The organism is Pseudomonas sp. MDV22-iso1 (genome assembly GCF_058145095.1).
This window is the reverse complement of the sequence record NZ_JBYVMF010000024.1, coordinates 34,644-59,529: the sequence shown is the minus strand read 5'-3', so window position 1 is coordinate 59,529 and position 24,886 is coordinate 34,644. Positions and strand designations below refer to the sequence as shown.

At 60.8% G+C, this 24,886-nt stretch carries 22 protein-coding genes; 9 read left to right on the top strand and 13 right to left on the bottom strand.

Going from position 1 to position 24,886, the window contains the following annotated elements:
* The first annotated feature begins 52 nt into the window (after window positions 1–52).
* The 3 genes from AC3ZVB_RS23190 to AC3ZVB_RS23180 all read left to right on the top strand — a co-directional run bounded on the left by AC3ZVB_RS23190 (window position 53) and on the right by AC3ZVB_RS23180 (window position 3,026).
* Window positions 53–1,039 carry a GlxA family transcriptional regulator gene (locus tag AC3ZVB_RS23190; RefSeq protein WP_490147838.1) on the top strand — a complete coding sequence of 329 codons (987 nt, stop codon included), beginning with the start codon at window positions 53–55 and terminating at the stop codon, window positions 1,037–1,039.
* A gap of 129 nt (window positions 1,040–1,168) precedes the next feature.
* The gene (locus tag AC3ZVB_RS23185; RefSeq protein ID WP_490147837.1) at window positions 1,169–2,278 is read left to right on the top strand and encodes a DUF3182 family protein; all 1,110 of its coding nucleotides are present in this window, start codon (window positions 1,169–1,171) and stop codon (window positions 2,276–2,278) included.
* Window positions 2,268–3,026: an alpha/beta hydrolase family protein gene (locus AC3ZVB_RS23180; RefSeq protein ID WP_162438852.1), complete on the top strand. Its 759-nt coding sequence runs from the start codon at window positions 2,268–2,270 to the stop codon at window positions 3,024–3,026. The genes AC3ZVB_RS23185 and AC3ZVB_RS23180 overlap by 11 nt, the downstream gene beginning before the upstream one ends.
* Before the next feature lie 56 nt (window positions 3,027–3,082).
* Here the strand turns inward: AC3ZVB_RS23180 and AC3ZVB_RS23175 are convergent, their stop codons facing one another.
* From AC3ZVB_RS23175 to AC3ZVB_RS23160, 4 genes are read right to left on the bottom strand one after another with little or no spacing between them, the layout of a single operon-like run.
* A complete protein-coding gene (locus AC3ZVB_RS23175; protein WP_194692911.1) occupies window positions 3,083–4,072 on the bottom strand; it encodes a lysylphosphatidylglycerol synthase domain-containing protein in 990 nt (329 codons plus the stop codon).
* Window positions 4,059–5,351, bottom strand: coding sequence for a cardiolipin synthase ClsB (gene clsB / locus AC3ZVB_RS23170; protein ID WP_162438854.1), 1,293 nt, complete (start codon window positions 5,349–5,351; stop codon window positions 4,059–4,061). The genes AC3ZVB_RS23175 and clsB overlap by 14 nt, the downstream gene beginning before the upstream one ends.
* Window positions 5,348–6,142, bottom strand: coding sequence for an endonuclease/exonuclease/phosphatase family protein (locus AC3ZVB_RS23165; RefSeq protein WP_194692910.1), 795 nt, complete (start codon window positions 6,140–6,142; stop codon window positions 5,348–5,350). Before AC3ZVB_RS23165 ends, clsB begins: the two co-directional genes overlap by 4 nt.
* Window positions 6,139–7,065, bottom strand: a complete 927-nt coding sequence (locus AC3ZVB_RS23160; protein ID WP_490147836.1) for a DUF72 domain-containing protein — start codon at window positions 7,063–7,065, stop codon at window positions 6,139–6,141. Before AC3ZVB_RS23160 ends, AC3ZVB_RS23165 begins: the two co-directional genes overlap by 4 nt.
* Before the next feature lie 310 nt (window positions 7,066–7,375).
* On the opposite strand from AC3ZVB_RS23160, the gene AC3ZVB_RS23155 reads away from it, so the two are divergent.
* Window positions 7,376–9,496, top strand: a complete 2,121-nt coding sequence (locus AC3ZVB_RS23155) for a mechanosensitive ion channel family protein (protein WP_490147835.1) — start codon at window positions 7,376–7,378, stop codon at window positions 9,494–9,496.
* A 115-nt stretch (window positions 9,497–9,611) separates the two neighbouring features.
* Here the strand turns inward: AC3ZVB_RS23155 and AC3ZVB_RS23150 are convergent, their stop codons facing one another.
* A complete protein-coding gene (locus AC3ZVB_RS23150; RefSeq protein ID WP_490147834.1) occupies window positions 9,612–13,916 on the bottom strand; it encodes a DEAD/DEAH box helicase in 4,305 nt (1,434 codons plus the stop codon).
* Between the two features lie 322 nt (window positions 13,917–14,238).
* Here AC3ZVB_RS23150 and AC3ZVB_RS23145 point away from each other — a divergent pair, with 322 nt between their 5' ends.
* A complete protein-coding gene (locus AC3ZVB_RS23145) occupies window positions 14,239–15,123 on the top strand; it encodes a sugar nucleotide-binding protein (RefSeq protein ID WP_490147833.1) in 885 nt (294 codons plus the stop codon).
* The gene (locus AC3ZVB_RS23140; RefSeq protein ID WP_194692906.1) at window positions 15,116–16,045 is read left to right on the top strand and encodes an NAD-dependent epimerase/dehydratase family protein; all 930 of its coding nucleotides are present in this window, start codon (window positions 15,116–15,118) and stop codon (window positions 16,043–16,045) included. Before AC3ZVB_RS23145 ends, AC3ZVB_RS23140 begins: the two co-directional genes overlap by 8 nt.
* Window positions 16,046–16,149: 104 nt before the next feature.
* Here the strand turns inward: AC3ZVB_RS23140 and AC3ZVB_RS23135 are convergent, their stop codons facing one another.
* The 5 genes from AC3ZVB_RS23135 to AC3ZVB_RS23115 form a co-directional block, all read right to left on the bottom strand.
* Window positions 16,150–16,848 (bottom strand): OmpW/AlkL family protein, encoded by a 699-nt coding sequence (locus AC3ZVB_RS23135; RefSeq protein ID WP_162438861.1) that lies wholly within the window; start codon window positions 16,846–16,848, stop codon window positions 16,150–16,152.
* A 247-nt stretch (window positions 16,849–17,095) separates the two neighbouring features.
* Window positions 17,096–17,614, bottom strand: coding sequence for a DUF3299 domain-containing protein (locus tag AC3ZVB_RS23130; protein WP_490147832.1), 519 nt, complete (start codon window positions 17,612–17,614; stop codon window positions 17,096–17,098).
* Window positions 17,615–17,636: 22 nt separating this feature from the next.
* Complete coding sequence (locus AC3ZVB_RS23125; RefSeq protein ID WP_490147831.1) at window positions 17,637–18,902, bottom strand: ABC transporter permease; 1,266 nt, start codon at window positions 18,900–18,902, stop codon at window positions 17,637–17,639.
* Between the two features lies 1 nt (window position 18,903).
* Window positions 18,904–19,614 carry an ABC transporter ATP-binding protein gene (locus AC3ZVB_RS23120; RefSeq protein ID WP_162438864.1) on the bottom strand — a complete coding sequence of 237 codons (711 nt, stop codon included), beginning with the start codon at window positions 19,612–19,614 and terminating at the stop codon, window positions 18,904–18,906.
* 139 nt (window positions 19,615–19,753) lie between these two features.
* Window positions 19,754–20,353, bottom strand: a complete 600-nt coding sequence (locus tag AC3ZVB_RS23115; protein WP_490147830.1) for a DUF2796 domain-containing protein — start codon at window positions 20,351–20,353, stop codon at window positions 19,754–19,756.
* Between the two features lie 136 nt (window positions 20,354–20,489).
* Here AC3ZVB_RS23115 and AC3ZVB_RS23110 point away from each other — a divergent pair, with 136 nt between their 5' ends.
* The gene (locus tag AC3ZVB_RS23110; protein ID WP_490147829.1) at window positions 20,490–20,837 is read left to right on the top strand and encodes a hypothetical protein; all 348 of its coding nucleotides are present in this window, start codon (window positions 20,490–20,492) and stop codon (window positions 20,835–20,837) included.
* Window positions 20,838–20,972: 135 nt separating this feature from the next.
* On the opposite strand, the gene trxA is transcribed toward AC3ZVB_RS23110, so the two are convergent.
* From trxA to AC3ZVB_RS23095, 3 genes are all read right to left on the bottom strand, one after another.
* Entirely contained in the window at window positions 20,973–21,845 is an 873-nt protein-coding gene (gene trxA, locus AC3ZVB_RS23105; RefSeq protein ID WP_490147828.1) for a thioredoxin, read from the bottom strand.
* A 168-nt stretch (window positions 21,846–22,013) separates the two neighbouring features.
* Window positions 22,014–22,673 carry a class I SAM-dependent methyltransferase gene (locus tag AC3ZVB_RS23100; RefSeq protein WP_490147827.1) on the bottom strand — a complete coding sequence of 220 codons (660 nt, stop codon included), beginning with the start codon at window positions 22,671–22,673 and terminating at the stop codon, window positions 22,014–22,016.
* Entirely contained in the window at window positions 22,670–23,134 is a 465-nt protein-coding gene (locus tag AC3ZVB_RS23095) for a YbaY family lipoprotein (RefSeq protein WP_162438869.1), read from the bottom strand. The genes AC3ZVB_RS23100 and AC3ZVB_RS23095 overlap by 4 nt, the downstream gene beginning before the upstream one ends.
* A gap of 128 nt (window positions 23,135–23,262) precedes the next feature.
* On the opposite strand from AC3ZVB_RS23095, the gene nrdR reads away from it, so the two are divergent.
* Together nrdR and ribD are read left to right on the top strand one after the other, a co-directional pair.
* Window positions 23,263–23,727 carry a transcriptional regulator NrdR gene (gene nrdR / locus AC3ZVB_RS23090; RefSeq protein WP_003228656.1) on the top strand — a complete coding sequence of 155 codons (465 nt, stop codon included), beginning with the start codon at window positions 23,263–23,265 and terminating at the stop codon, window positions 23,725–23,727.
* Window positions 23,724–24,857, top strand: coding sequence for a bifunctional diaminohydroxyphosphoribosylaminopyrimidine deaminase/5-amino-6-(5-phosphoribosylamino)uracil reductase RibD (gene ribD / locus AC3ZVB_RS23085; RefSeq protein ID WP_490147826.1), 1,134 nt, complete (start codon window positions 23,724–23,726; stop codon window positions 24,855–24,857). The genes nrdR and ribD overlap by 4 nt, the downstream gene beginning before the upstream one ends.
* The last annotated feature ends 29 nt before the right edge of the window (window positions 24,858–24,886 follow it).

Genomic DNA, 24,886 nt, shown 5'->3' with positions numbered 1-24,886 from the left:
GCAGGCCGTCCGAGGATTGGCCGCACCGACAATAGAAGGGGGAAAACTGACAATGGATGCACAAAGGGCTGTCGCGCAATTGGGCGTACTGATTTATCCCGGTGCGCAAATGGCGGCGGTGCACGGTTTGACGGACTTGTTCGGGGTGGCCAACCGTATTGCCGCCGAGCATCAGGCTGCGCATTTGCCGCTGCTGCGGGTCAGTCATTGGCAGGTCAATGGCGAACAAGCGCCTGAGTGCGTTTACGACAGCCATCCCGCTCCAGACGAGGCGCTGGTAGCTGTGCTGATTCCGCCGTCGATTGCCGGCTTCTCCGAGGGGCAGGCCTCGCACGCTTTGATTCAATGGCTGCGGCAGCACCATGCGAACGGCGCCACCCTCGGCGGCGTCTGCGTCGGTTCGATCCTGCTGGCCGAAAGTGGCCTGCTCGACGGACGCAGTGCCACCACCCACTGGACCTCAGCCAAAACCTTCGCCGAGCGCTATCCGGCGATCAAGCTCAAGGCTGATACACCGATAGTCGATGACGGCGACCTGATCACCACCGCCGGGCTGATGGCATGGTCCGAGCTGGGATTACGCCTGGTGGACCGCCTGCTCGGCCCAAGTATCGCTACCGGAACTGCCCGGTTCCTGGTGGTCGAGCACAGTGACAGCGCAAGCGAATGCGGCAGTAACTTCTCACCTATTCTCAATCACGGCGACGCATCGATTCTGAAGGTTCAGCACTGGCTGCAAAGCACGGGTGCGACCGAGGTATCACTGACCGCAATGGCCGAGCGGGCAGGGCTGGAAGAGCGTACTTTTCTGCGTCGTTTTCGCGCAGCAACCGGCCTCAAGCCCACCGAGTATTGCCAGCATCTGCGGGTCGGCAAAGCGCGTGAAATGCTTGAATTCACCAATGGCACCATCGATCACATCGCCTGGACCGTCGGCTATCAAGACCCCAGTGCATTCAGGGCAACCTTCAGGAAAATCACCGGGCTGGCGCCGAGTGATTACCGCAACCGATTTGGCGTCGGCGCCGGTCAGAGTTGAACGCTCAAGGGTGCAAAATGTCGGAGTGATTAACCGGCGGATTCAGTAACGGTTCCCAGCAGACGGTGCCTGGTTCGATCCCGGCACCGGTCCTGCCACATTCACCCAGCGCAGATTGAAGGGGGATGCATGACCCCAACGAATCGCAAGAAACTGGTCGTTGCTCACTCGGTTCGCGCCGAGGCGCCTTTGCACGAAGTGGAAACCAACCGTGCACTGGCTCGATGGCTGGCCCAAATCCTCGGGCTCAAATTCGGTGGCAGCTACGACGTCGACGCGCACAGCGGCCGTGACCTATACCTTTTGCCCACCCAGACATTAGTCGGCGCCGCAGCCGCTCGTCAGCTAGGCGTGAAAGGCCCCGAGGATCTGTGGGGCGGGTACGTCGATCACGATTTCATCTGCACCAAGGCCATCAGTCATGGCTTGCTCAACCGCCACGCTTACGCGCCTGAAGGCTGGTCGCCGTTGTTTTCCGAACGGGTGCGCAGCGTGGTGCTCGACGGTCTCAGCGTATTTTCCCTGGAAGATGCCCGGCCTGCGGCGGAGCACTTGCTGTACAGCGGCCCGATCCGGCTCAAACCGGTTCACGCTTGCGCCGGGCGCGGGCAGGAAGTCGTCGAGAGTCTTGATCAGTTCGATGCCATCCTCGCCCGACCCGATGCCAGGACGTTGTTTGTCGAAGGCGTCGTGCTGGAGCAGGACCTGCAAAATGTCATCACGCATAGTGTCGGCCAGAGCTTCATCGGCGACAGGGTGCTGAGTTACTGCGGCGATCAATACTTGACCGAAGACGGCCATGGCGAGCAGGTTTATGGAGGCTCGAACCTGTTGGTCGTGCAGGGGTATTACGACGATCTGCTCGAATTGCCGTTGGCTGACGACGTGCAACTGGCCATCCGCCAGGCCCAGGTGTTCGACAGCGCGGCTGACGAAGCCTATCCGGGGTTTTACGCCTCGCGACGCAACTACGACATCGCCCAGGGACTGGACAGCAACGGCCAGAGTCGCAGCGGCGTGCTCGAACAATCCTGGCGCATGGGCGGCGCCAGCAGCGCCGAGGTGGCGGCCTTGCAGAGCTTCGTCAACGATCCGGGTATGCGCGCGATTCGTGTCTCTTCGGTGGAAACCTACATCGATCAACCGCTGCCGGCAGACGCCATCGAGGTGTACCGCGGGCCTGCGGAAAACAGTGACTTTCTTCTCAAGTACGTGACGGTTAAATCCTATGACGGCTAGAAGCGAAACCATTCAAATCGACATCGACGACGAACAGATGGTCGGGACTTTCTTGAGTCCCAAATCCAAAGTCCCAGGGGTTCTTTTCGTACACGGATGGGGCGGCAGCCAGGAGCGCGATCTGGAGCGCGCTAAAGGCATCGCCGGTCTGGGTTGCGTGTGCCTGACGTTCGACTTGCGTGGCCACACCGGTGGCAGCGGCATTCCGCTGACGCGCGTCACGCGTGAAGACAATCTGCGCGATTTGCTCGCGGCCTACGATCGGCTGCTTGCGCATCCGGCGCTCGACACGTCCGCCATCGCGGTGGTGGGCACCAGTTACGGCGGTTATCTTGCCTCGATTCTGACGTCTCTACGCCCGGTCCGCTGGCTGGCGCTGCGGGTCCCCGCGCTGTATCGGGATGAACAATGGCACACGCCCAAGCGTGAACTGGACAAGACGGATTTGCGCGATTACCGCAGCACGCTGATCCGTGCCGACAGCAATCGCGCATTGCATGCATGCTCGCAATTCACCGGCGACGTGTTGCTGGTCGAGTCAGAGACGGACGACTACGTACCCCACGCAACCATCATGAGTTACCGCGCCGCTTGCCAGCAGACGCACTCCCTGACCCATCGAATCATCGACGGTGCCGATCACGCCTTGAGCGAGCCTGTTTCACAACAGGCCTATACCTCGATTCTTGTGGACTGGATCACCGAAATGGTCGTGGGCGAGCGGTTGAGCATTATTCAATCGAAATGAGCATTTCCCAGAAGGGGCTCGCCACACGCCAGCCCCTCCTCATCAAAGGGATGTGTTCAATCCCTGGGCTTCTTCGAAATCCGCAACGACTTGGCTTTGGCCTCCACCACCAGGTACATCACCAGCGTGATCAACAGCGGCAAAATAAAGTAAATCGCCCGATACGCCAGCAACCCCGCCACCAGGCTTCCCCGTGAAGCCTCATGTTGCAGCAGCGCGACAAACACCGCCTCCAACACACCCAGCCCCGCAGGAATGTGCGTGATCACCCCGGCAATGGCGCTGATCAACAGCACGCCCAGCACCAGCGGATAATCCAGCTTGCTCGGCAGCAGCGTGAAAATCACCGCCGCCATCAACGACCAGTTCAACGCACCCAACGCCAATTGCAGAATCGCCATGCGCAGCGATGGCAGGTTGATTTCCACTCCCCGAATCGCCCACTCGCGACGCTTGGAAAACCGGCACGCCGCCAGATACCCCGCACTCACCAGCAGTAACAGCACCCCCACCCATTGCAGCGCATCGCTGCTGAGTTTCCAGCCCGGCGGCATGCGCACCAGCCCACTGCTGAAGACCACGCCGGCAATCAACATGTAGCCGAACCAGTTGGTCGCCAGACTCAGGCCGAGGATTTTCGCGATGTTGGACTTGCTCACCCCCAATCGTGAATACAGCCGATAGCGCATGGCGATTCCACCGACCCAGGCGCTCAGGTTCAGGTTGAAGGCGTAGCTGATGATCCCGACCGGGAGGATCTGCTTCCAGGTCAGGTCCTGACGGATGTACGTGCGACCGATCAGGTCAAAACAGGCGTAGACCAGAAAACTCAACAGCGTCAGGCCCGAGGCGATAATCAACGTGCGTACTTTGAAATCGGCCAGGGTTTCGAACACTTCATTCCATTCGATGCGGCGAGCAAGCATCGTGAACAGCACGATCAGCGCCAGAAAAAACAGCATCGTCAACGGCCGTTTCCAGCGGCTCCAGCGGGATTTTCCCGGGGTTTCGGCATGCTGCGCCGGTTGGGCTTCAGCGCGGCTCATGGAGTTTGCTCCCGGTTGGATGAGTGAACCGTTTCAGGCGCGGTTTATGCGCTGGAAGCCAACCGGCCCACGCAGGGAAGTGCCGCAAGAAGTGGAACACCAGAAAGCCCACGGTCATGTGCCAGACCCGACCGCGGGGGGATTTATCGGCTGACATGGCCTTGCAGTGATTGTTGCTGAGGTCTTCCAGACGTTCGAACAGTTCGCGGTTGAAGGCGCGGTCACGTATCAACACGTTGGCTTCCAGATTCATCGACAGGCTCAACGGGTCGAGATTGCTTGATCCGACCGTGCTCCAGTCCTCATCCACCAACGCCACTTTGCCGTGCAGGGGACGCTCGCAATATTCGTGAATCTGCACACCGGACTTGAGCAAATAGTCATAGGTCATGCGCGCGGCGAGCTTGGCCACCATCATGTCCGGCTGACCTTGCAGAATGAGCCGCACCTCCACGCCACGACGGGCAGCATTGCGGATCTCCCGCAGCAGTCGATAACCGGGAAAGAAGTAAGCGTTGGCGATAACCACGCGGCGTTGGGCGCTGCGCAGCACCTGCCGGTAGACCTCTTCGATATCGGTCTGATGATCGCCATTGTCGCGATACACCAGCCGCACCTGACCATCATGGTCGCTGAACGCCAGTTCCGAGCGCCGTTGCCGCCGCCGTTGCCACCAGTACTTGGCGCGCGCCGGGCGGCCGCTTTGCAGCAATGCAAAATGATGAATGTCGGCCACTGCCGGGCCCTGCACTTCAACCGAATAATCCTGTTTGGCCTCGGGGCCAAAATCGGCGAGATGATCACCGGAAAAGTTGATCCCGCCAATGAACGCGACCGTGCCGTCGACCACCACAATTTTGCGATGAAGCCGACGGAACCAGTTGGTGCGTATGCCCAGGTGCTTGGGCGCCGGATCGAACATCTGGATGTGCACACCGGCCTCGCTGAGTGCAGTGAGGTAGCCGGTGGTCAGCTCTCCACAGCCAAAACCATCGAAGCTGGCGGTGACACGCACGCCGCGTTTTGCCGCCTCGATCAGCACTTCCTGCAGCTCGTTGCCCACCTTGTCCTCAAACACAATGAAGGTTTCCAGGAGAATCTCGGTCTTGGCCTCACGCATTGCCTCGAAGACCCTCGGGAAATACGCTTCGCCATTTTCCAGCAACACAACCCGATTATTCCCTTGCCAGCCGTATTCGACGTCAACCGCTGCGGGCTCTCGAACAGGAGGCTCGGAAGTATGTTCCACGGTGCTTTTCTCCATCGACGGGACGCTCATAGCTCAATCTCCACCGATAGCGGTGCGTGGTCGGAAAGGTGAGACCAGGGTCGCGCAACCAACACTTGCGGACGGCTGGCCTTGAGGTTTCGTACGTAAATGCGGTCCAGGCGTAGAATCGGCAGTCGTGCCGGGAAGCTACGCGCCGGTTTGCCGTGGTGCTCCGCGAACACCTCGCGCAAACCGCAAGGTTCAAGCAAGGCATCAGCGCGTTGGCGCCAGTCGTTGAAGTCGCCGGCGACGATGACGGGCGCATCACTTGGCAACTCCGCGAGGCGGCGCGCGAGCAATTCGAGTTGCTCGGTTCGGTGGGTTTCATGCAAGCCCAAATGGACGCAGATCGCATGAACTTCCGGCCCGTCACCTGGCAGGCGCAGTACGCAATGCAGGATCCCGCGGTTTTCATGACCACTGATGGAAACGTCGAGGTTGTCATGGCGGATGATCTGGAATTTCGACAGCAGCGCGTTGCCGTGATCGCCGGCCGGGTACACCGCGTTGCGGCCATAGGCGAACTGCGGCCAGAGAGTGTCGGCGAGGAACTCGTATTGCGGCATCGACGGCCAATTGTCGTAGCGCTGTGGATGGTGCTCGTGGGTACCATGGACTTCCTGCAGAAACACCACGTCGGCCGACACGCTACGCACCGCTTCGCGTAATTCCGGCAGGATGAATCGCCGGTTAAGCGCGGTGAACCCCTTGTGTGTATTGACCGTCAGCACCGTGAAACGGCGCACGGCAGTGTGGGTCTGAAGTTGCTCGGGAGCATCGGGCTGTTCGGAAATGCTCATGGCAGCACTCCTTCGGCTGCTGGCTCTCCGGGTCTCGTGGCCAGGCTGTCATCGAGATGAAAGCGCTCCAGCAGACGTCGCGCATCAAAAGGCGCGCGGACCTTGATGTCATTGTCGAAATAGCAGAACACCTCGCGGGACTTGCGTGCCTGAGGTTTTTGCCGCGGCGCAATCAGCTGCGGATCCGTGGGTTGCTTCCCGTGATTCCAGGCATCAATCCGGTCGCCCCAGCGTTTCAACGCCTCGGACGTGTAGCCGCTGGCATACAGTTCCTCGGCCCCGTGCAGGCGCAGGTAGACAAAGTCGCTGGTGAGGTCTTCGCGGTACGGCCATTTACCCGCCGTGTCGGCAATGACCAAGGCGACGTTGTAGCGCTTGAGCAGGCGGACAAAAGCGGGGTCGATAAAGGTGTCGTTTCTGATTTCCACGGCGTGGCGCAGGGGCTTTTTTTTGTAAGCCTTCACGCTGGCATGACCCGGCAGGTGCGAATCATGTTGGCGGGCGAGGGCAGCGGCCTGCTGGGTATTGTGCGGAAGTTGTTCCAGGAAACCCTCGAACAGGTCGGCATCGAATTTGAAATTGGGCGGAAATTGCCAAAGGATCGGCCCCAGCTTTTCCTTGAGCTCCAGCACCCCGGAAGCAAAGAAATTCGCCAAGGGCTTGTGCACATCCCGCAGGCGCTTGATATGGGTAATGAAACGTGGGGCTTTGACGCTGAAGACAAAATCAGCCGGCGTTTCGGCATACCACTCGGCGTAACGCTCAGGCCGTTGCAGGGCGTAAAACGATCCATTGATTTCGATGCTGTTGACCGCCCTCGACGCAAATTGCAGTTCACGTTTCTGGGTCAAGCCCTTTGGGTAGAAATCCCCGCGCCAGGGCACGTAACGCCAACCTGAAATACCGATGTGAATCGCCGCCATGTCGCCTCCCGTCTAATGGTCCTCGGTTGCCTCTGTCTTTTGATGACTGCACAAAACGGGAGAAAGTTTCGACGGGGCTACGGATGGTATCGGCTGGCGATGCACGGCCTTTGATGTATCGACTGGCGATACGCGGCCTTTGATTGTGTAGGAGCTGCCGCAGGGGTTAAGTCCGGCGACGATTCGTGTTGAACTTCATCCAGTTGCGCTTACCGGACCCGCAAGGATGGGTTTCTATCAGCTATAACCGAACTTGCTGACCATTTTTCGATCAGTTCCTAACTGATGCGTTTTTAAGGAGCCCTGCGTTTTGCTCAAATTCAAAACCGCAATACTGCTGGGAGCGTTGCTGATCCTGGGCAGCAACGAACTTGAAGCCGCCGCGCTACCGGGTGTTCCCGCTGCCAGCGAGGAGCAGGCCAAGCCTGAGCCGCTGGTGCAAGGCGGTCTGCTTGGGGCCATCAGTTCCAGCATCGACGATGTGCAGGAAAAACTCGATCTCAACGAAAACCTGGTGGACGCCTGGCGTCTGCGAGCCGACAGGGCTGCGGATGAAGTCGACAAACTGGTGAATCAACCATCCGCGCGCTCGCCCATGAGTGTCGTTGGCGATTTCCTGCTGCTGTCCGGCATCTGGCTCGGGCTCTTCGCTTTGCTGACGGTGCTGGGCGGTCTTCTGGCCAAGCGCCTGAACCAGGGGCGCTGGCTGCGAACCCGCCAGCGCAGCCAGGCACTGCTCAACTATGTGCTGCCTTACACGCTGCCGGCGGTCATCTGTCTGCCGGTAACGCTCTATGCCAGTCATTTCCTGCAAGCCTCGGTAGGTCGCGCACTGGCGATGTGTTTTGCCTACGCCACCAGCAGCGGTATTTTTTCGACCTCGATGCTGCTGTGCGTGATCGTCATGTTCAACACCGGGCACAAGCGCCCCGCGGTGCAGATCATTCGTGATTACTGCCCCAGACCGCTGTTCCTGATCGGCTTCCTCGCCGCGCTGAGCGACGCGTTGACCAGCCCGCAGATCGCCCGGCAACTGGGCGGCAATATCACCAGCAGCGTTGCGGTATTCACCGGACTTTTTGCCTCGATCATCTTTGGTTTACTGGTGATTCGTCTGCGCCGCCCGGTGGCGCACCTGATCCGTAACCGACCGTTGGCTCAGCGGCTCAAACAGCCTTCGATGCAAGAGTCCCTGCGGATCTTTTCCGGGCTCTGGTACTGGCCGATTCTGCTGATGGTGATGGTTTCAGCGATCAACCTGATCGGCGTCGGCGAGGACAATCAGAAAGCCCTGCGTTGTGCCTTGTTCACCACCATTTTGCTGATCGGAACGGTATTTCTCAGCACGATTTTCCAGCACCTGTTCAAGTCCAGACAAGCCGAGGCGCTTCAACGCAGCAGCGCGTACAAGGAACGTTTTCTCAGCCTGCTGCACGCCCTTCTGAGGATCGTCATGGCCGTGGCGTTCATCGAAATCCTCGGACGAATCTGGGGCGTGTCGCTGTTCGAATTTGCCGTGCGCAACTCGATAGGGCGGGCGATCAGTGACTCGCTGAGTCGTATCGGTCTGATCTTCCTGGTGACCTGGCTGGTTTGGGTGGTGCTCGACACCGCGATTCAGGAAGCACTCAAACCATCGGCCAACAAGCGTTCGGCCCGCCAGCCCAGCACCCGGGTGAAAACCATCCTGCCGCTGCTGCGCAACGCGATGAAAATCATCCTGGTGGTGATTTGCGCAATCACCACCATGGCCAACCTGGGGATCAACGTCGCGCCATTACTGGCCGGTGCGGGGGTGGTCGGTCTGGCCATTGGTTTTGGCTCGCAGCAACTGGTACAGGACGTGATCACTGGCCTGTTTATCATCATCGAAGACACGCTATCGATCGGCGACTGGGTAGTGCTCGACTCCGGCCACGCAGGCACCGTCGAAGGCCTGACTATCCGGACCTTGCGCCTGCGGGACGGCAAGGGCTTTGTGCACTCGGTGCCGTTTGGCCAGATCAAGGCGGTGACCAACCAATCACGACAATTTGCCTACGCGTTTTTCTCGGTGCAGTTCACCTATGACACGGATGTCGATAAAGCCATCGAACTGATCCGTGAAGCGGGGGATTCGATTCGCGAAGACGCGTTCCTCAAATACAACCTGCAAGGTCCGCTGGACGTGTTCGGCGTCGACAAGATGGACCTCAACGGCGTGGTGCTGACGGCGCAATTCCGCACCGTCTCGGGTGGGCAATATGCAGTGAGCCGGGCGTTCAATCAGCGTTTGAAAAAGCTTGTGGATAACAGCCCGTGGGTGCACTTCGCGCAAACTTATCCACAGCAGGTTTTGCTGCCCAAGCGGCAGGCGGAAGAGCCTGGGGATGAGGGGCAGGCGCCAGAGCATGGGTCGGTGTTGCTGCCGGATCAGCCGCGTAGTCAGTAGCTATGTTGGTCCTGCTGGCCTCATCACGGGCAAGCCCGCTCCCACAAGGTTTTTTTTATCGGCGCAAATTACTGTGGGAGCGGGCTTGCCCGCGATGAGGCCAGCCCGAACAACATCATCGCTGGATCAGCCTGCTCCGCACCTCAGCACCGACCTCCTGATCCAGCTCCCCCCAAATCTGCTGCTTACCCGCAATCACCGCCGCCACCGGCACCCCATCCCGATACACCAACCGATTGCTCGCCAACCCAGGCACCTTCGCCCCAGGCAAAAGCGTGCCGGCAAGGTTCAGCGGATCGACCCCGCACACCACCACCAGACTCCCGTCATGGGGCCGCCGCCTGACTTCGCGCAACAACGGAATGGCCTCCGGCAATGCAAACTGCTCACCCGCCAGACCGCTGACAAACCGGCCGCCGCGAATCTCGCCACGAGCTTCCAGGCGATGAAAGGTGCGCAGCAGTTCCCGCCAGTTGGGCAACCAGTCCGCCTCGCGCTCCAGCAAGCGCCAGAACACCACGCCATAACGTCGAAGCAGGGTCATGGCGATGTGTTCCAGCGTATCGGCGGGGGTGGGCGCCGGACGTTTGTTATCCACAATCGGCGCGGCGGGACCGCGTCGCAACAACGCCCAGCGACCGGCATCGTCCATCCCGCCGATAAACGCGCCGCGACCACGACGGCTGCTGCGGGCCTGACGTTTGCTGGCCGGAGTGATCAGCGCGCGCAGTCCGGCAAAACTGTCGGCGTTCACCAGCCCGGCGCCCACCAGTTCCTGCAAGGCAATTTCCAGTTCCGAGCGCAGCAGATGCGCCTCGTGAATCAGCTCATCAAAAAACAATGCGCCGTGTCGGGTGAGAGCCTCATGAACCTTTTGGGTTTTGAGTGACAGGTCGCTCAGCGGAGTCTGTTCGGTCAAGCTGCTCCACAACCCGACCTGACTGCGCGGCAGCAACAGGATGGGCGTGCTGCGCAGGGCCGTGGTGGCGCTTTTGTTGCGCGCGGTCAGCCGTGTCCAGACAAGTTTGCCGCTGCGGCACAGATCATCCAGCCAGCTGGCGGAGTAGCCTTTGATGCGCGCTGGCAAAATGTCGCTGTCCCAGGCGGAAGCGGCGGCCGGGTAGCCTTCGAATTGCGCGACGATTGCCGGCAATACCGCGCTGCCCTGGCCTTGCGTCGCCGCTGACAGGTGCTGCCAGTCGAACAGAAAACGCATGAAATCCTGCAAAGCCACCGGCTCGATTTCCCGGCGCAAGCGCTTGACCGTGTAGCGATGAATCCGCGCGAGCAAATGCCGCTCGCACCACTCATCCTCCGAGGCACCGGGCGTGAACCGGCCGCGCAGCACATACCCTTCGCGCTCCAGTTGAGCCAGGGCCTGAGTGACTTGAATGGCGGGTAATCCAAGCGGGTCGGCGATCGCCTGCAACGGCAGCGGACCAAACGCACTGAGCCGTGCGCGGATCACTTCCAGCACGGCTTCGTCCGCGTCCCAGACTTCATCGAATCCTGATAGCGCCTCAAGGGGTGGCTGCAACTTCGCCTGTGGATAAATCGACCGCAGGCAGGTCAGGCGCTCCAGCGCAAACCACAGTGATTCATTGAGACGGCTGGCGCGACCGCTCTTGGCCAAGGCGTTCAGCCAGTCGGGCCAATGGGTATTGGCCTGCGCCTCGGTTTCGGTGATGCACGCCAGACTCATCAGCGCTTCATGCATTTCATCGAGGCTGGTGGGCGCCGGCCAGGCTTCTTCGCGCACCGCCTCAATCGCCTCGACATCGAGTGCGCCGAGGTCGTCGGTGGACTGCGGATCGGTCCAGCGGCGGTTGAGCACGGCTTGGGTGCGGCGCTCTTCCAGCGGGGCATCGTCGAGGAACGTATAGGGGCGGGCGCTGAGGATTTCTGCCGCCAGCGGCGACGGCGCCGGCAAGTCGCGGCTGATCAAGCGCACCTCGCCACGCTCCATGCGTCGCAGCAGGTTCAGCCAGCCTTCGCTGTCCATGGCCTCGTGCAGGCAATCGTCCAGGGTTTGTTCCACCAGCGGGTGCTCGGGCACTTCGCGTTCGCTCGCCAGGTTCTCCACGCAGGCAATCTGATCGGGAAACACGCTGGCGATCAGGTCATCACTTTTCATCCGCTGGATCTGCGGCGCGACTTTCCGGCCGCCGGTGTAACGCGGCAGCGCCAGGGCGACACTGGCGTTCCAGCGCCAGCGCACGCCGAACAACGGGGCGTCGAGCACTGCCTGAATCAGTAAATGCTCCGCGCTATTGCTGTGCAGGTAGCGCCACACATCATCGAGTTCAAAACTGTGGCTGGTGGACAGCGACAACACGATCGCATCTTCGCTCGCAGCGGCCTGCAATTCGAAGTTGAACGTGCGGCAGAAACGCTTGCGCAGCGCCAGGCCCCAGGCACGGTTGATGCGACTGCCGAACGGCGTGTGGATGATCAGTTGTGTGCCGCCGGATTCGTCGAAAAACCGCTCCATCAGCAGGGTGTCCTGGGACGGCAAGGCACCCAGGGTCAGTCGCGCGCGGGCCAGGTAATCCACCAACTGTTCGGCGCTGTCGAGGTTCAAGCCGAGGGTGTCGGTCAGCCAGTCGAGGGCCGGTTGCAAGTCGCCCGGTGTGGCGCTGAGCAAGTCATCGAGTTGCGCTTGCAGTCGGGCCACGGCGAATGACAATTCGGCACTGCGCCCCGGGGCCTCGCCGAGCCAGAACGGAATGGTCGGCGGCATGCCCTGGGCGTCTTCGACGCGTACTTTACCGCTATCGACTCGCAGGATCCGATAGGACGTATTGCCCAACTGGAAGACGTCGCCGGCGATGCTCTCCACCGCGAAGTCTTCATTGACGCTGCCGATGTTCAGCCCCTGAGGCTCCAGCAGCACGCTGTAGTCCGCGTTGTCGGGAATGGTCCCGCCGCTGGTCACGGCTGTCAGCTTGCTGCCACGGCGACCACGCAGGGTGCGGGTTACGGCGTCGCGATGCAGGTAAGCGCTGCGGATGCCCTGACTGCCGTTGTAACCCTCGGCGAGCATTTGCAGCAGTGCCTGATAATGTTTTTCGTCGAGTTCGGCGTAGGGCGAGGCTTGGCGGAACATGTCCAGCAGTGCCTGTTCCGGCCATTCCTGGCAACTGACCTCGGCGATGATCTGTTGGGCCAGGACGTCTAGCGGCGCCTTGGGAATCTGCAAGGTGTCGAGCTCACCGCGACGTACACAGTCGAGCAGGGCGGTGCATTCGATCAAGTCGTCGCGCGTGGTGGCGAACAACCGGCCTTTGGGCGTGCCACCGACCTGGTGACCGGAGCGCCCGACCCTTTGCAGAAAACCGGCGATCGAGCGCGGCGAGGCGATCTGGCACACCAGGTCGACGTCACCGATATCGATTCCCAATTCCAGGGATGCCGTGGCGATCAGCACTTGCAGTTCGCCGCGCTTGAGCCGTTGCTCGGCATCCAGACGAAACTCCTTGGCCAGGCTGCCGTGGTGGGCGGCCACCGCGTCTTTACCCAGGCGTTCGCTCAGGTGTCGGCTCACGCGCTCGGCCAGGCGTCGGGTGTTGACGAAGATCAGTGTGGTGCGGTGTTCGCGGGCCAGCGCGGCGAGGCGGTCGTAGACCAGTTCCCAGACGTCGTTGGCCATGACCGCCGACAGCGGCACGGGCGGCACTTCGATGCCCAGATCCCGTGGCCGGGCGTGTCCGATGTCGATGATTTCGCATGGGCGATCCCGGCCAACCAGATAGCGCGACACGGCTTCGATGGGTTTTTGCGTGGCGGACAAGCCGATGCGTGTCAGGGGTTCAGCGCACAGCGCCTGCAACCGCTCGAGGCTGAGCGCTAAATGACTGCCGCGTTTGCTGGCGGCGATGGCATGAATTTCATCGACGATTACCGTGCGTGCGGTACTGAGCATTTTTCTGCCCGAGTCGGAACCGAGCAGCACGTACAAGGATTCCGGCGTCGTCACCAGAATGTGTGGCGCTGTCTTGCGCATTGCCGTGCGTTCTTTTTGCGGCGTATCGCCGGTGCGCACGGCGGTGTTGATGCGCAAGGGAGGCAAGCCCATGGCGCGCAATTGTTCGGTGATGCCGGCCAGCGGGTTTTGCAGGTTGATCTGGATGTCGTTGGACAGTGCTTTCAGCGGCGATATGTAGACCACCAGGGTTTCATCGGGCAGCCCGCCTTCAGTCTCCAGGCCTCGGTGGACCAGATCGTCGATCACCGCTAGAAACGCAGTGAGGGTTTTGCCGGAACCGGTGGGCGCGGCAATCAAGGTCGAGCGGCGCTGGCGAATCAACGGCCAAGCCCGTGCCTGGGCGGCGGTGACCGTCGGGAACGTAGCGCGGAACCAGGCGCTGACGGCAGGGTGAAAGCCTGCCAGAGCAGCGTCCGGGGGAATGGGCAGATTCATGGGTGATTTATGCGGGTGGGGTGGCGAAGATGCAAGTACCGCTCAAGACCTTCGCAGATGCTACTGGCTCCATCGCGGCAAGCCGCTCCCACATTATTCTCTGTTGTTCACCGATATTGCATTCACAGAAGATCCCTGTGGGAGCGGGCTTGCCCGCGATGGGGCCATAAGCAACACCACAATTCCCGGGGATCTACACTTTACGGATGACGGTTGCGCACTAAACCCGCAAAATGCAACGATTCCGGCAACTATCAACGACATCGCCTACGGGCACTGTCGATACAGCCATCGTTCCAATCAGACTGGGCCTGCTGACTCTATGCGAATGCGCCTTATGTTACTGGGCGGCGGAAATGCCCTTGGGCAGGCGCTGATTCGCCTCGGTGCGGAGGAAGACATCGGCTTCCTCGCCCCCCGCCCACCGCAAGACGGCTGGGATGCCGCGAGCTTGACGCAATTGCTCGACGACACCCGCCCGGACGCGCTGATCAACCTCGCCTATTACTTCGACTGGTTTCAGGCGGAGACGGTCAGCGATCAGCGTCTGGCCGGGCAGGAGCGCGCGATCGAGCGTCTGGCCGAACTGTGCCAGCACCACAACATCGTGCTGGTGCAACCATCGAGCTATCGCGTATTCGATGGCTCCCGGGCGACCGCCTACAGCGAAAAAGATGAACCCGTACCCCTGGGCTTGCGCGGTCAGGCCTTGTGGCGCATCGAACAAAGCGTCCGTGCCACGTGCCCGCAGCATGTGCTGCTGCGTTTCGGCTGGCTGCTCGATGACAGCCCCGATGGCGCACTGGGGCGTTTCCTCGCTCGGGCGGAAAAGCCCGAAGCGCTGTTGATGGCCGACGACCGCCGGGGCAACCCGACGCCGGTCGATGATGCGGCCCGTGTGATTATTTCGGTGCTCAAGCAACTCGATTGTGCAGCACCGCTGTGGGGCACCTATCATTACGCCGGGCATGAGGCGACCACGCCGCTGGCATTGGGGCAGGCTATCCTCACCGAAGCCCGTAACCTGCATCCGCTGGCCATCGAAGCACCGACCGCCCAGGCTCATGCTGCGCGCCCGGATGCAGGCGAAGAACCGCAACACGCGGTGCTGGCTTGCAAGAAAATTCTGCACACGTTCGGGATCAAACCACGCGCCTGGCGTGCGGCACTCCCGGGCTTACTGGATAGGTTCTATCGCCATGGCTGACGGCCCAGTTTTGATCACCGGCGGTGCCGGTTTCATCGGTTCGCACTTGACCGACGCATTGCTTGCCAAGGGGCATTCGGTGCGCATTCTCGACGACCTCTCCACCGGCAAACGCAGCAACCTGCCGCTGGACAATCCCAAGGTCGAGTTGATCCTGGGCGACGTCGCCGACGCCGATCTGGTGGCCAGGGCGATGGCTGGATGCAGCGCGGTGGCGCACCTGGCGGCGGTCGCTTCGGTACAGGCGTCGGTCGATGATCCGGTCAAAACCCATCAGAGCAACTTCATCGGTTCGCTCAACGTCTGCGAAGCCATGCGGCAGGCCGGCGTCAAACGCGTGTTGTTTGCCTCCAGTGCAGCGGTCTATGGCAACAACGGTGAGGGCGAGTCGATTGACGAGGACACGCCAAAAGCGCCGCTGACGCCGTACGCTTCGGACAAGTTGGCGAGCGAGCACTATTTCGATTTTTACCGCCGCCAGCATGGACTGGAACCGGTGATTTTCCGCTTCTTCAACATCTTCGGACCGCGTCAGGATCCCTCCTCGCCGTACTCCGGGGTCATCAGTATTTTTAGCGAACGAGCCCAGAAAGGCCTGCCGATCACCGTGTTTGGGGATGGCGAGCAGACGCGGGATTTTGTTTACGTCGAAGATCTGGTCGACTTGCTGGTGCAAGCCATCGAGAAACCGCAGGTTGAAGTAGGCGCCGTCAATGTCGGCTGGAATCAGGCCACCACGCTCAAGCAGATGCTTGAGGCGCTGGAAGCGGTGGTGGGAGAGTTGCCGCCCGTGAGCTACGGCCCGGCGCGCTCCGGTGACATTCGTCATTCGCGGGCGAACAACCGTCGGTTGCTGGAGCGCTTTACCTATCCAGAGCAGACACCCATGAGCGTCGGTCTGGCGCGATTGTTGGGACGCTGATTGTCCCGGCCAAAAAAAGGCGCCTTTCGAGGCGCCTTTTTTTTTGATCGTTCCCTGTGGCGAGGGAGCAAGCTCCCTCGCCACAAAAGCAGTCCACGTCTGTATTAAAACTTGTAACCCAGACCCACCATGTAAACGAACGGGTCCACATCCACATTGACTTTGGCCCGGGTGCCCGGCGCCACAGCGTTGTTTTCCACGGTCGCCGTCGTGTCGATATCGATGTAACGCGCCTGGGCGTTGAGCATGATGTTGTCGGTAATCATGTAGTCGGCACCGATCTGGAACGCCATGCCCCAGGAGTTCTCCGCCTTGAAGTTGCTGAAGCCGTTGGCGCTGGCTTCGCTGCCGACGTGCTCGTCGTAGATCCAGGTGTAGTTGATACCGGCACCGACGTAAGGCTGGAACGCGGACTTATGGTCCAGCGGGTAGTACACAATGCTCAAGGTGGGCGGCAGGTGTTTCAGGGTGCCGAGTTTGCCGTTGGCCGCGCCCAGGGCGGTGCCTTTGAGCTTCACGTCATGCTCGAACGGCGAGGCTGCGAGCAACTCGATGCCCCAGTTATTGTTGAGCATGTAAGCGAAGTTCAAACCCAGCTGCGTGTCGCTGCTCATGGTGGCCTTGCCGCCCAGATCGGCACCTGCCAACGGGCCTTGGTCGACCTTGACGCTGGAGCTGTCAGCTTTCGGGTTAACGGTGATCGCACCGGCACGAACGATGATGTCACCCGCTTCGTGGGCGTAGGCGAGCGGGGCTGCGAGCGCGAGGGCAAACAGCGAAGCGCTGAGCAAGGACTTGTGCATGTGGGCTCCAAAGGACGTTAAAAGTTTTCGATGTCCAATGGTAAGGCGGCTAACAATCCGGTCTTTTGATACAGCTCAATGAAACGATGATGTCCTTGGTTTTTGTGGAACCTTTGTGAGCCCTATCGCGAGCAGGCTCACTCCTACATTGGTCCTGCGCATCCACACAAATCCCCTGTGGGAGTGAGCCTGCCCCAGGCGTCGCTCCGACGATAGCTATCGACCCCTCAACACAAGACCACCGGATTCACTCCGGCAGCTCATACACATAAATCTTGTCCGCCTCCATCTGATACCCCGCATCCGCCAATTCGCTGGTGGAGGCTTTGACCTGCAACGCCCCCTCGATCCAGTACGGTTGGTACAGCTCATCCAGCTTCACGCCCACCTCGCTTTTCACATGCACGATCTGGTTCGACGGCGGTGGCGGGACGTGGATGCACGCGCCGAAATACGGCACCAGCAAAAACTCGGTGGTGCGCCCGTCTTCATTGACTTCCAGTGGCACGATATAGCCGGGCAGCCGGATGCTCTGACCGTCGAGACCTTTCACCACCGGCGCATTGGGCATGTCCTGCTTCGCCGCTGGTGCCGATTCGGCGGACAGCGCGTCGCTCATCTGCGACAGGTCGTGCAACGGCGTCATGTTGGGTAATTCAGGCGCGGCGTCCGGCGGGATCATTTCCGACCAGGTCAGGTCTTTCGGCTCGGCCGCCCACAGGGGCAGGGCGACCAGCATCAACAGCGCAAGCAGAGCGCGGGGCATATTCAGTCTCTTCATGGAGCATTCATAATCGGATCGACAGGCCATCGGCCAGAGATTGGCGATACGCACGCCAGGCCGGCACGCTGCCCATCAACAACGCGGCGCCCAGAATGCCACCGAGCAGCGTCCATTCATATTCGCTTGGCCACGCCAATGGCAGAAACAACCCGTAATTTGCCTGCACGTAACCCTGGGCCGCCGCGATGCAGGCGTACAGCAGCGCCACGCCGGCAATCACCCCGGACAAGGCGAGAGCAAACGCCTCCAGTACCAGCAACGATGCAATATGCCACGGCCGAGCGCCCACCGAACGCAAGATGGCCATCTCTCGACGGCGCTCGTTGAGGCTGGTGAGAATCGCCGTGAGCATCCCGATCAATCCAGTCAGCACCACGAACAGCGAGACCACGAACAAGGCTTTTTCCGCCGTGCTCATCAAGCTCCACAATTCCTGCAACGCGACGCCGGGCAGGATGGCGAGCATCGGTTCACCGCGGAATTCGTTGATCTCCCGTTGCACGGCGAAGGTCGAAATCTTGCTGTTGAGACCCAGCATGAACGCCGTGATCGCTTGCGGTGTGAGGTCCATGTTGCGCGCCTGATCGGCACTGATCCGGCCTTTGCCCTGGGCCGGCACGCCGTTGTGCCAATCGACGTGAATCGCTTCCATACCGCCGAGGCTGATGTGCAACGTGCGGTCAACCGGGGTACCCGTGCGTTTGAGAATGCCGACGACAGTGAAGGGCTTGTCGTCATGTTTTACCAGGCTGATCACCGCCACGCCGTGGGCCAGCACCAGTTTGTCACCGAGCTTGTAGTGCAGCGCATCGGCCACTTCGGCGCCGAGTACCACTTCAAAAGGGTCGGTGGCGAACGCACGGCCATCCGCCAATTCCAGATGCTGTTGGCGACCGTATTGATAATGTTCGAAGTACGCGTCGGTGGTGCCCATCACTCGATAGCCGCGGTGAGAATCGCCCAGCGACATCGGGATGGCCCACTTCACTTTCGGGTTGTTGGCGAAGTGCTCGAAGCTGTCCCAGCGGATGTTGTTGGTTGCATTGCCGATGCGAAACACCGAATACAGCAACAGGTTTACTGAACCCGAGCGTGCGCCGACGATCAGGTCGGTACCGCTGATGGTGCTGGCAAAACTGGCCTTGGCTTCGGTACGAACGCGTTCGACGGCCAGCAACAGGCACACCGACAGGGCGATGGCGAAAGCGGTGAGGATTGCGGTGAAACGGCGGTTAGCCAGGCTGGCCATGGCCAGACGAAACAAATACATCTCAAACCTCTTCGGGCGTGGCGGCGCGATTGAGTTCGGCCAGCGACAGATGACGGTCAAACAGCGGCGCGAGGCTTTGGTCGTGGCTGACGAACAACAGGCTGGAGCCCGCTTCACGGCACTCGGCGAATAGCAGGCGAATGAAATTCTCGCGGGCGTCGTAGTCCAGGGCTGACGTCGGTTCGTCAGCGATGACCAGCTCGGGCTGACCGATCAACGCGCGTGCGGCCGCCACGCGTTGTTGCTGTCCGATCGACAGGGAATCGGCACGACGGCTGAGCAGGTTTTGATCCTTCAGGCCCAAGTGGGCGAGGAGGGTGGCCGCCGCCTGATCGACGCTGCCGTGGCGCTGGATCGCCCGTTCGGCGCGCAGTCTGGAGAAGTGGCAGGGCAGTTCGACGTTCTCCCGTACCGAGAGAAACGGCAGCAGGTTGAACTGCTGAAAAATGTAGCCGGTGTGATCAACGCGGAACGTGTCGCGGGCGCCGGCACCGAGCTCGGTCAGTTCCTGGCCAAGCAAGCGGATGCTGCCGCGATCAGGCTTCTGCACGCCGCCGAGCAAGCCCAGCAGGGTGGTTTTGCCACTGCCACTGGGGCCTTTGAGGAACAGGGTTTCGCCCGGTTCCAGGCGAAAAGCCGGGATGTCCAGCAGCAGCGGATGACCGGGCCAGCTGAAGCCCAGATCGGATAGTTCTATCAGTGGTTTAGTCATAACACCCATTTCATGAACACAGATAACCCTGTAGGAGCTGTCGAGTGCAACGAGGCTGCGATCTTTTGATCTTGATCTTTAAAGTCAAAAGATCGCAGCCTCGTTGCACTCGACAGCTCCTACAGGGATCAGGGTGAAGTCAGAATTTCAGCGCAGCCGCCTTGGCCGTCACTTCAACACCTTGCTGCCCGCTCGGGCCGATCAGTTGTACCTGAATTTTCTGGGTGGCCGGGAATGTGTTGAAGATGTTCGCCAGGTCCAGAGATGTCAGCGCGCCCGGTGCCGAGCACGTGAAGTGGTAATGGGCGTGAATTTCGCTGTGGTCGTGATGATGCTCGTCTTTCGCATCTTTATCGTGGCCATCTTCATCGTGATCATCATCGGCGTGCGGCTTGCCACCAAACAGCGGGCTTTCCAGTTTCTGTGTCGCGACCACGCAGCCGGCAGCTTTTGGCAGGTTGAACAGGGTCAGCGGTTTTTCCAGTTGCGCCCGAGCGGCGGCGACTTTGGCCTTGTCAGCGTCGGTGGTGGCAACGTGTTCGAAGCCCACCAGATTCATTGCCGGGCTTTCGAGCTCCAGATCCAGGGTCTGACCATCCAGCGCCGCGTTCAAGCGACCGACGCCGTGCTCATGGGCGGCGAGGCTGCCGTGTTCATGGTCGTGATCATGTTCTTGCGCAGCATGGGCGACAGCCAGCGGTAACAGGGCAAACGGCAGAGCGAGCAGCAGACGACGCATGTGAGGATCCCCGGATAGAAAGATGAAGATATTGTTATGTAATCTTATAACGTAAGTGCGGAGAGTTTGCCCGGCTGCTTGGCGTTGCACAAGCCCCATGGGAGCATGCAGGGAAGAAATGTGCAGGAGCGAGCTTATGTTGCGTATACGCGGAAGCATCGGCGATTGGCCGGTGGATTTGACGCTGGAAATGGATGACGGCGATTGGGCGCGGCTTGGCGCGCAGTTCCAGGTCACCCAGCCCGAGGCCAGTGCGGCTACCGCTACGGCGAAACCGGTCAATCAGGACGATGCGCTTTGGCAGATCACCCAGGATCTGCTGCGCAAGGCCGGGCAATTGAGCGGGCCGGACTTGCTTGAGCAACTGGAAGGGCTGACCGGGAGCGCCGCATCGGGCAAACGCCTGTTGGTGCGCTTGCGCCACTGTGCGGAGGTGAAGGTGACAAGCGGCGGGGATACGCCGCTTTATAGCTGGATCGAATAAACCCCGAAAAATACACATCTCATGTAGGAGCTGCGGCACGCTGCGATCTTTTGATCTTCGGTTATTTTCAGCACCGTAAAAAACAAGATCAGAAGATCGCAGCGTGCCGCAGCTCCTACGAGATCGGGGTTGCCATCAATACAGCGCGGCAAACAACTTGCGGCGGTACGTGGTCACCAGCGGATGGTCATTGCCGAGCAGTTCGAACACTTGCAGCAACGTCTTGTGCGGCAGACCTTCGTTGTAACTGCGATTGCGGATGAACAGCTTGAGCAGTGCATCCAGCGCCGCGTCGTACTGCTGGCGGGCCAACTGCTGAATCGCCAGTTGATAGACGGCTTCGTCGTCCTGAGGATTTTTCGCCAGTCGGGCTTTCAGGTCCGCCGCATCGGGAAGGTCCTTGGCCTGGCCGAGGAACTGGATCTGCGCCTTGGCACCGGCCAGGGCGGCCTTGTGTTCATCACTCTTCACTGCGTCGAGCACGGTTTGGGCTTCACCCAGTTCGCCACGCTCGGTCAGGCAACGGGCATACAGGATCAGCGCCTTGGCGTTGGTGTTGTCTTCGCCCAACAGCACTGCCAGCACCGCTTCCGCATCGGCAAAGCGACTGTCGTCGAACAGCGCCTGGGCTTGTTCGAACGGGTCGGCCGCAGCCGGTGGCGGCATCTGCACGTGAGGCTCCAGCATCGCGCGCACGGCGGATTCCGGCTGCGCACCGGCAAAGCCATCGACCGGTTGGCCATCCTTGAACAGCACCACGGTCGGCAGGCTCTGAATGCCGAAACGGGCGACGATGTCCTGTTCCAGATCGCAGTTGACCTTGGCCAGCAGCAACTCGCCCTGATAGCTCTCGGCAATGGTCTGCAGCATCGGCATCAGCACTTTGCAGGGCGCGCACCATTCGGCCCAGAAATCCACCAGCACGGGCTTGTGGAAAGAGTTCTCGATCACCGACTGTTGGAAATCGGCAGTCGTGGCGTCGAAGATGTACGGCGTTTCCTGACTCATGGGGGATCTCGTAAAAGCGTGGATGGGGCAACTATAAGGCTTGGCGGGGGGTGGCCGGAAGCGGGGGGTGACCGGGAGCGTTGTGTCGCCTGATCTGACGCTTCGCCGGCAGGCTGGCTCCCACCATGAATGCGGCCAACTGTGGGTGCCAGCCTGCTGGTGATGGCGTCAGACAGGGCGTCGCGCGTGGTACAGGCTCACATGCCGGAACTCCTCCGGCTCGGCCAGATCCGGCAGTGTCATGGCTTCCAGCATTTCGATGCGCTGATACAGCGGATGCCTGAAATCACGCACCCGCGAATCCGCGACCAATGCGTCCCGCCCGCGCGTCAGGAACTCGTCGAGCAGCGGCAGGTTCGCCCGGTCGTACAACACGTCGGCGACAAGGATCAGGTCGAAGCGATCGGCCTCGGCGAAAAAGTCCGTCGAGTAGCTGAGCGCTACGTCATTGAGTTCGGCATTCGCCCGACAGGCGGCAATCGCCAGTGGGTCGAGATCGCAAGCCACCACTTCGAGTGCCCCGGCCTTGAGTGCCGCAATCCCTGCCACGCCGGAACCCGCACCGAAATCCAGCACACGCTTGCCCTCGACCCACCGCGGGTTTTGCGCAAGGTAACGGGCCACGGCCAGGCCACTGGCCCAGCAGAAACTCCAGTACGGCGGCTCGTGCAGAATCCGTCGGGTTTCTTCCGGGCTGAAGGCTCGGTCCATCTTGTCACCGTCGATCAACCAGAGCTGCAGTTCAGTCCCGGGCAATGCGACCGGAACAAGCTGCGCATCACCGAGCAGTTCACCCAACGCGTGTTGCAGGTCGAGCGGTGCAATCATGGCGCTTTGACGAATTGCAGCTGACCCACGGTCTGAGTCGTTGGCTGCGTAATGACTTGCGACGGCAGATGCAGGATCAGCTGTCCGGACTGGCTGGCGCGGCCCCGCAGTTCCACCCGCTGACCTGCCGGAAAGGAATCCGGATTGAAGCGCAGGTGAAACGGCAGGATCTGGTTGGTGCCGATCAGGCTGGAACTGGCGAGCAATTGCTGCGGGCGATCCTTGCTGTCGATCACCAGCAGCGCCAGTTCGACTTCAGCGCCGGCCGGCACGCCTTGCAGGGTACCGCTCAGTTCACGCTGGTACGCCGGTAGCGGGCCGAGGTTGGCCGACTCCTGGGCTTTTTTCTGCGCAGCCTGCGGCGCCGGGCCTGGCGTCGGAGGCTGGGGCTTGGGCGCATCGCTGCTGCAGGCCACCAGCAGGCTGAAAAGACTGAGCAAAACGAGCGGTCTGAGTGACATTTGCGGCTCCAGCAAGGTGAAATCCATGGATCGATCTATATAGCCAGTCTGTATACCGCAAACCCTATGGCTTGTCTTGCCACCGGGATGCGCTACCATGGCCCTCCCTTTTTTTGTTGCCTGCCACCATGCACTGTCCCTTCTGCGGTGCCAACGACACCAAGGTCATCGACTCGCGTCTGGTCGCCGAGGGCGAACAGGTGCGCCGCCGGCGTGAATGCCTGGCCTGCGGCGAACGTTTCACGACGTTCGAGACGGCTGAACTGGTGTTGCCGCGCCTGATCAAAACCGACGGCAGTCGTCAGCCGTTCGACGAAGAAAAACTACGCGCCGGCATGCAGCGCGCCCTCGAGAAACGCCCGGTCAGTGTCGAGCGCCTCGAATCGTCGCTGGTGCACATCAAACACAAACTGCGAGCCACCGGTGAGCGCGAGGTCAAATCCCTCGTGGTCGGTGAACTGGTGATGGCCGAGCTGCAAAAGCTCGACGAAGTCGCCTACATCCGCTTCGCTTCGGTGTATCGCCGCTTCCAGGACCTCAACGAGTTCCGCGAAGAGATCGATCGCCTGGCCCGTGAACCGGTAAAAGAATGACCACCTCTCCCGAACAGACCATCCTCGACGCTCACTACATGGCCCGTGCCCTGGAACTGGCGCGCAAAGGTCACTACACGACGCACCCCAACCCGCGGGTGGGTTGTGTAATCGTGAGTGACGGGCAGATCGTCGGCGAAGGCTGGCATTTGCGCACCGGTGAGCCTCACGCCGAAGTCCACGCCCTGCGTGCTGCTGGCGACAAGGCTCGTAACGCCACCGCCTACGTGACCCTCGAACCGTGCAGCCACCATGGGCGTACGCCGCCCTGCGCCGATGCGCTGGTCAACGCCGGTGTGGCACGTGTGGTCGCCGCGATGCAGGACCCGAATCCGTCAGTCGCCGGTCGTGGCATGCAGCGTTTGGCCCAGGCCGGAATATCCATCGAAAGCGGTGTGCTGGAAGGTGAGGCCCGAAAGCTTAATCAGGGTTTCCTGAAACGCATGGAACACGGCTTGCCGTTCGTGCGGGTCAAACTGGCCATGAGCCTCGACGGTCGCACGGCGATGGAAAGCGGCGAAAGCCAATGGATCACCGGTCCGGCGGCACGCTCTGCGGTTCAGCGTCTGCGCGCGGAGGCCAGTGTGGTTCTGACCGGCGCTGACACCGTGCTGGCAGACAATGCGCGTTTGACCGTGCGCGCCGATGAATTGGGTCTGGATGCCGAGCAAACCGCGCAGGTGATGAGCCGTCTGCCCTTACGTGTGTTGATCGATGGCCGCCTGCGCGTGCCGCTCGATGCGCCGTTCTTCAAGGCGGGCCCGGCCCTTGTGGCCACCTGCATGGCCATCGAAGAGCAATATGCCAACGGGCCGGAATGTCTGATCGTGGCCGGCAGCGATGGCCAGGTCGACCTGCGCAAACTGCTGGTTGAACTGGCGGCGCGCGGTGTCAACGATGTGCTGGTGGAAGCCGGCCCTCGACTGGCGGGCGCTTTTGCCCAGCAAGGTCTGGTCGATGAGTTCCAGATTTTCATCGCCGGCAAGTTCCTGGGCTCTTCGGCACGCCCGCTGCTGGACTGGCCGCTCGCGCAAATGAAAGACGCGCCCGAGCTCAAAATCACCGAAATTCGCGCGGTTGGCGATGACTGGCGGGTCACTGCCATTCCTGTGCCAGCAGCGAGCGTATAATTCCCGGCCATCGCCACAGCGCTGGCCTG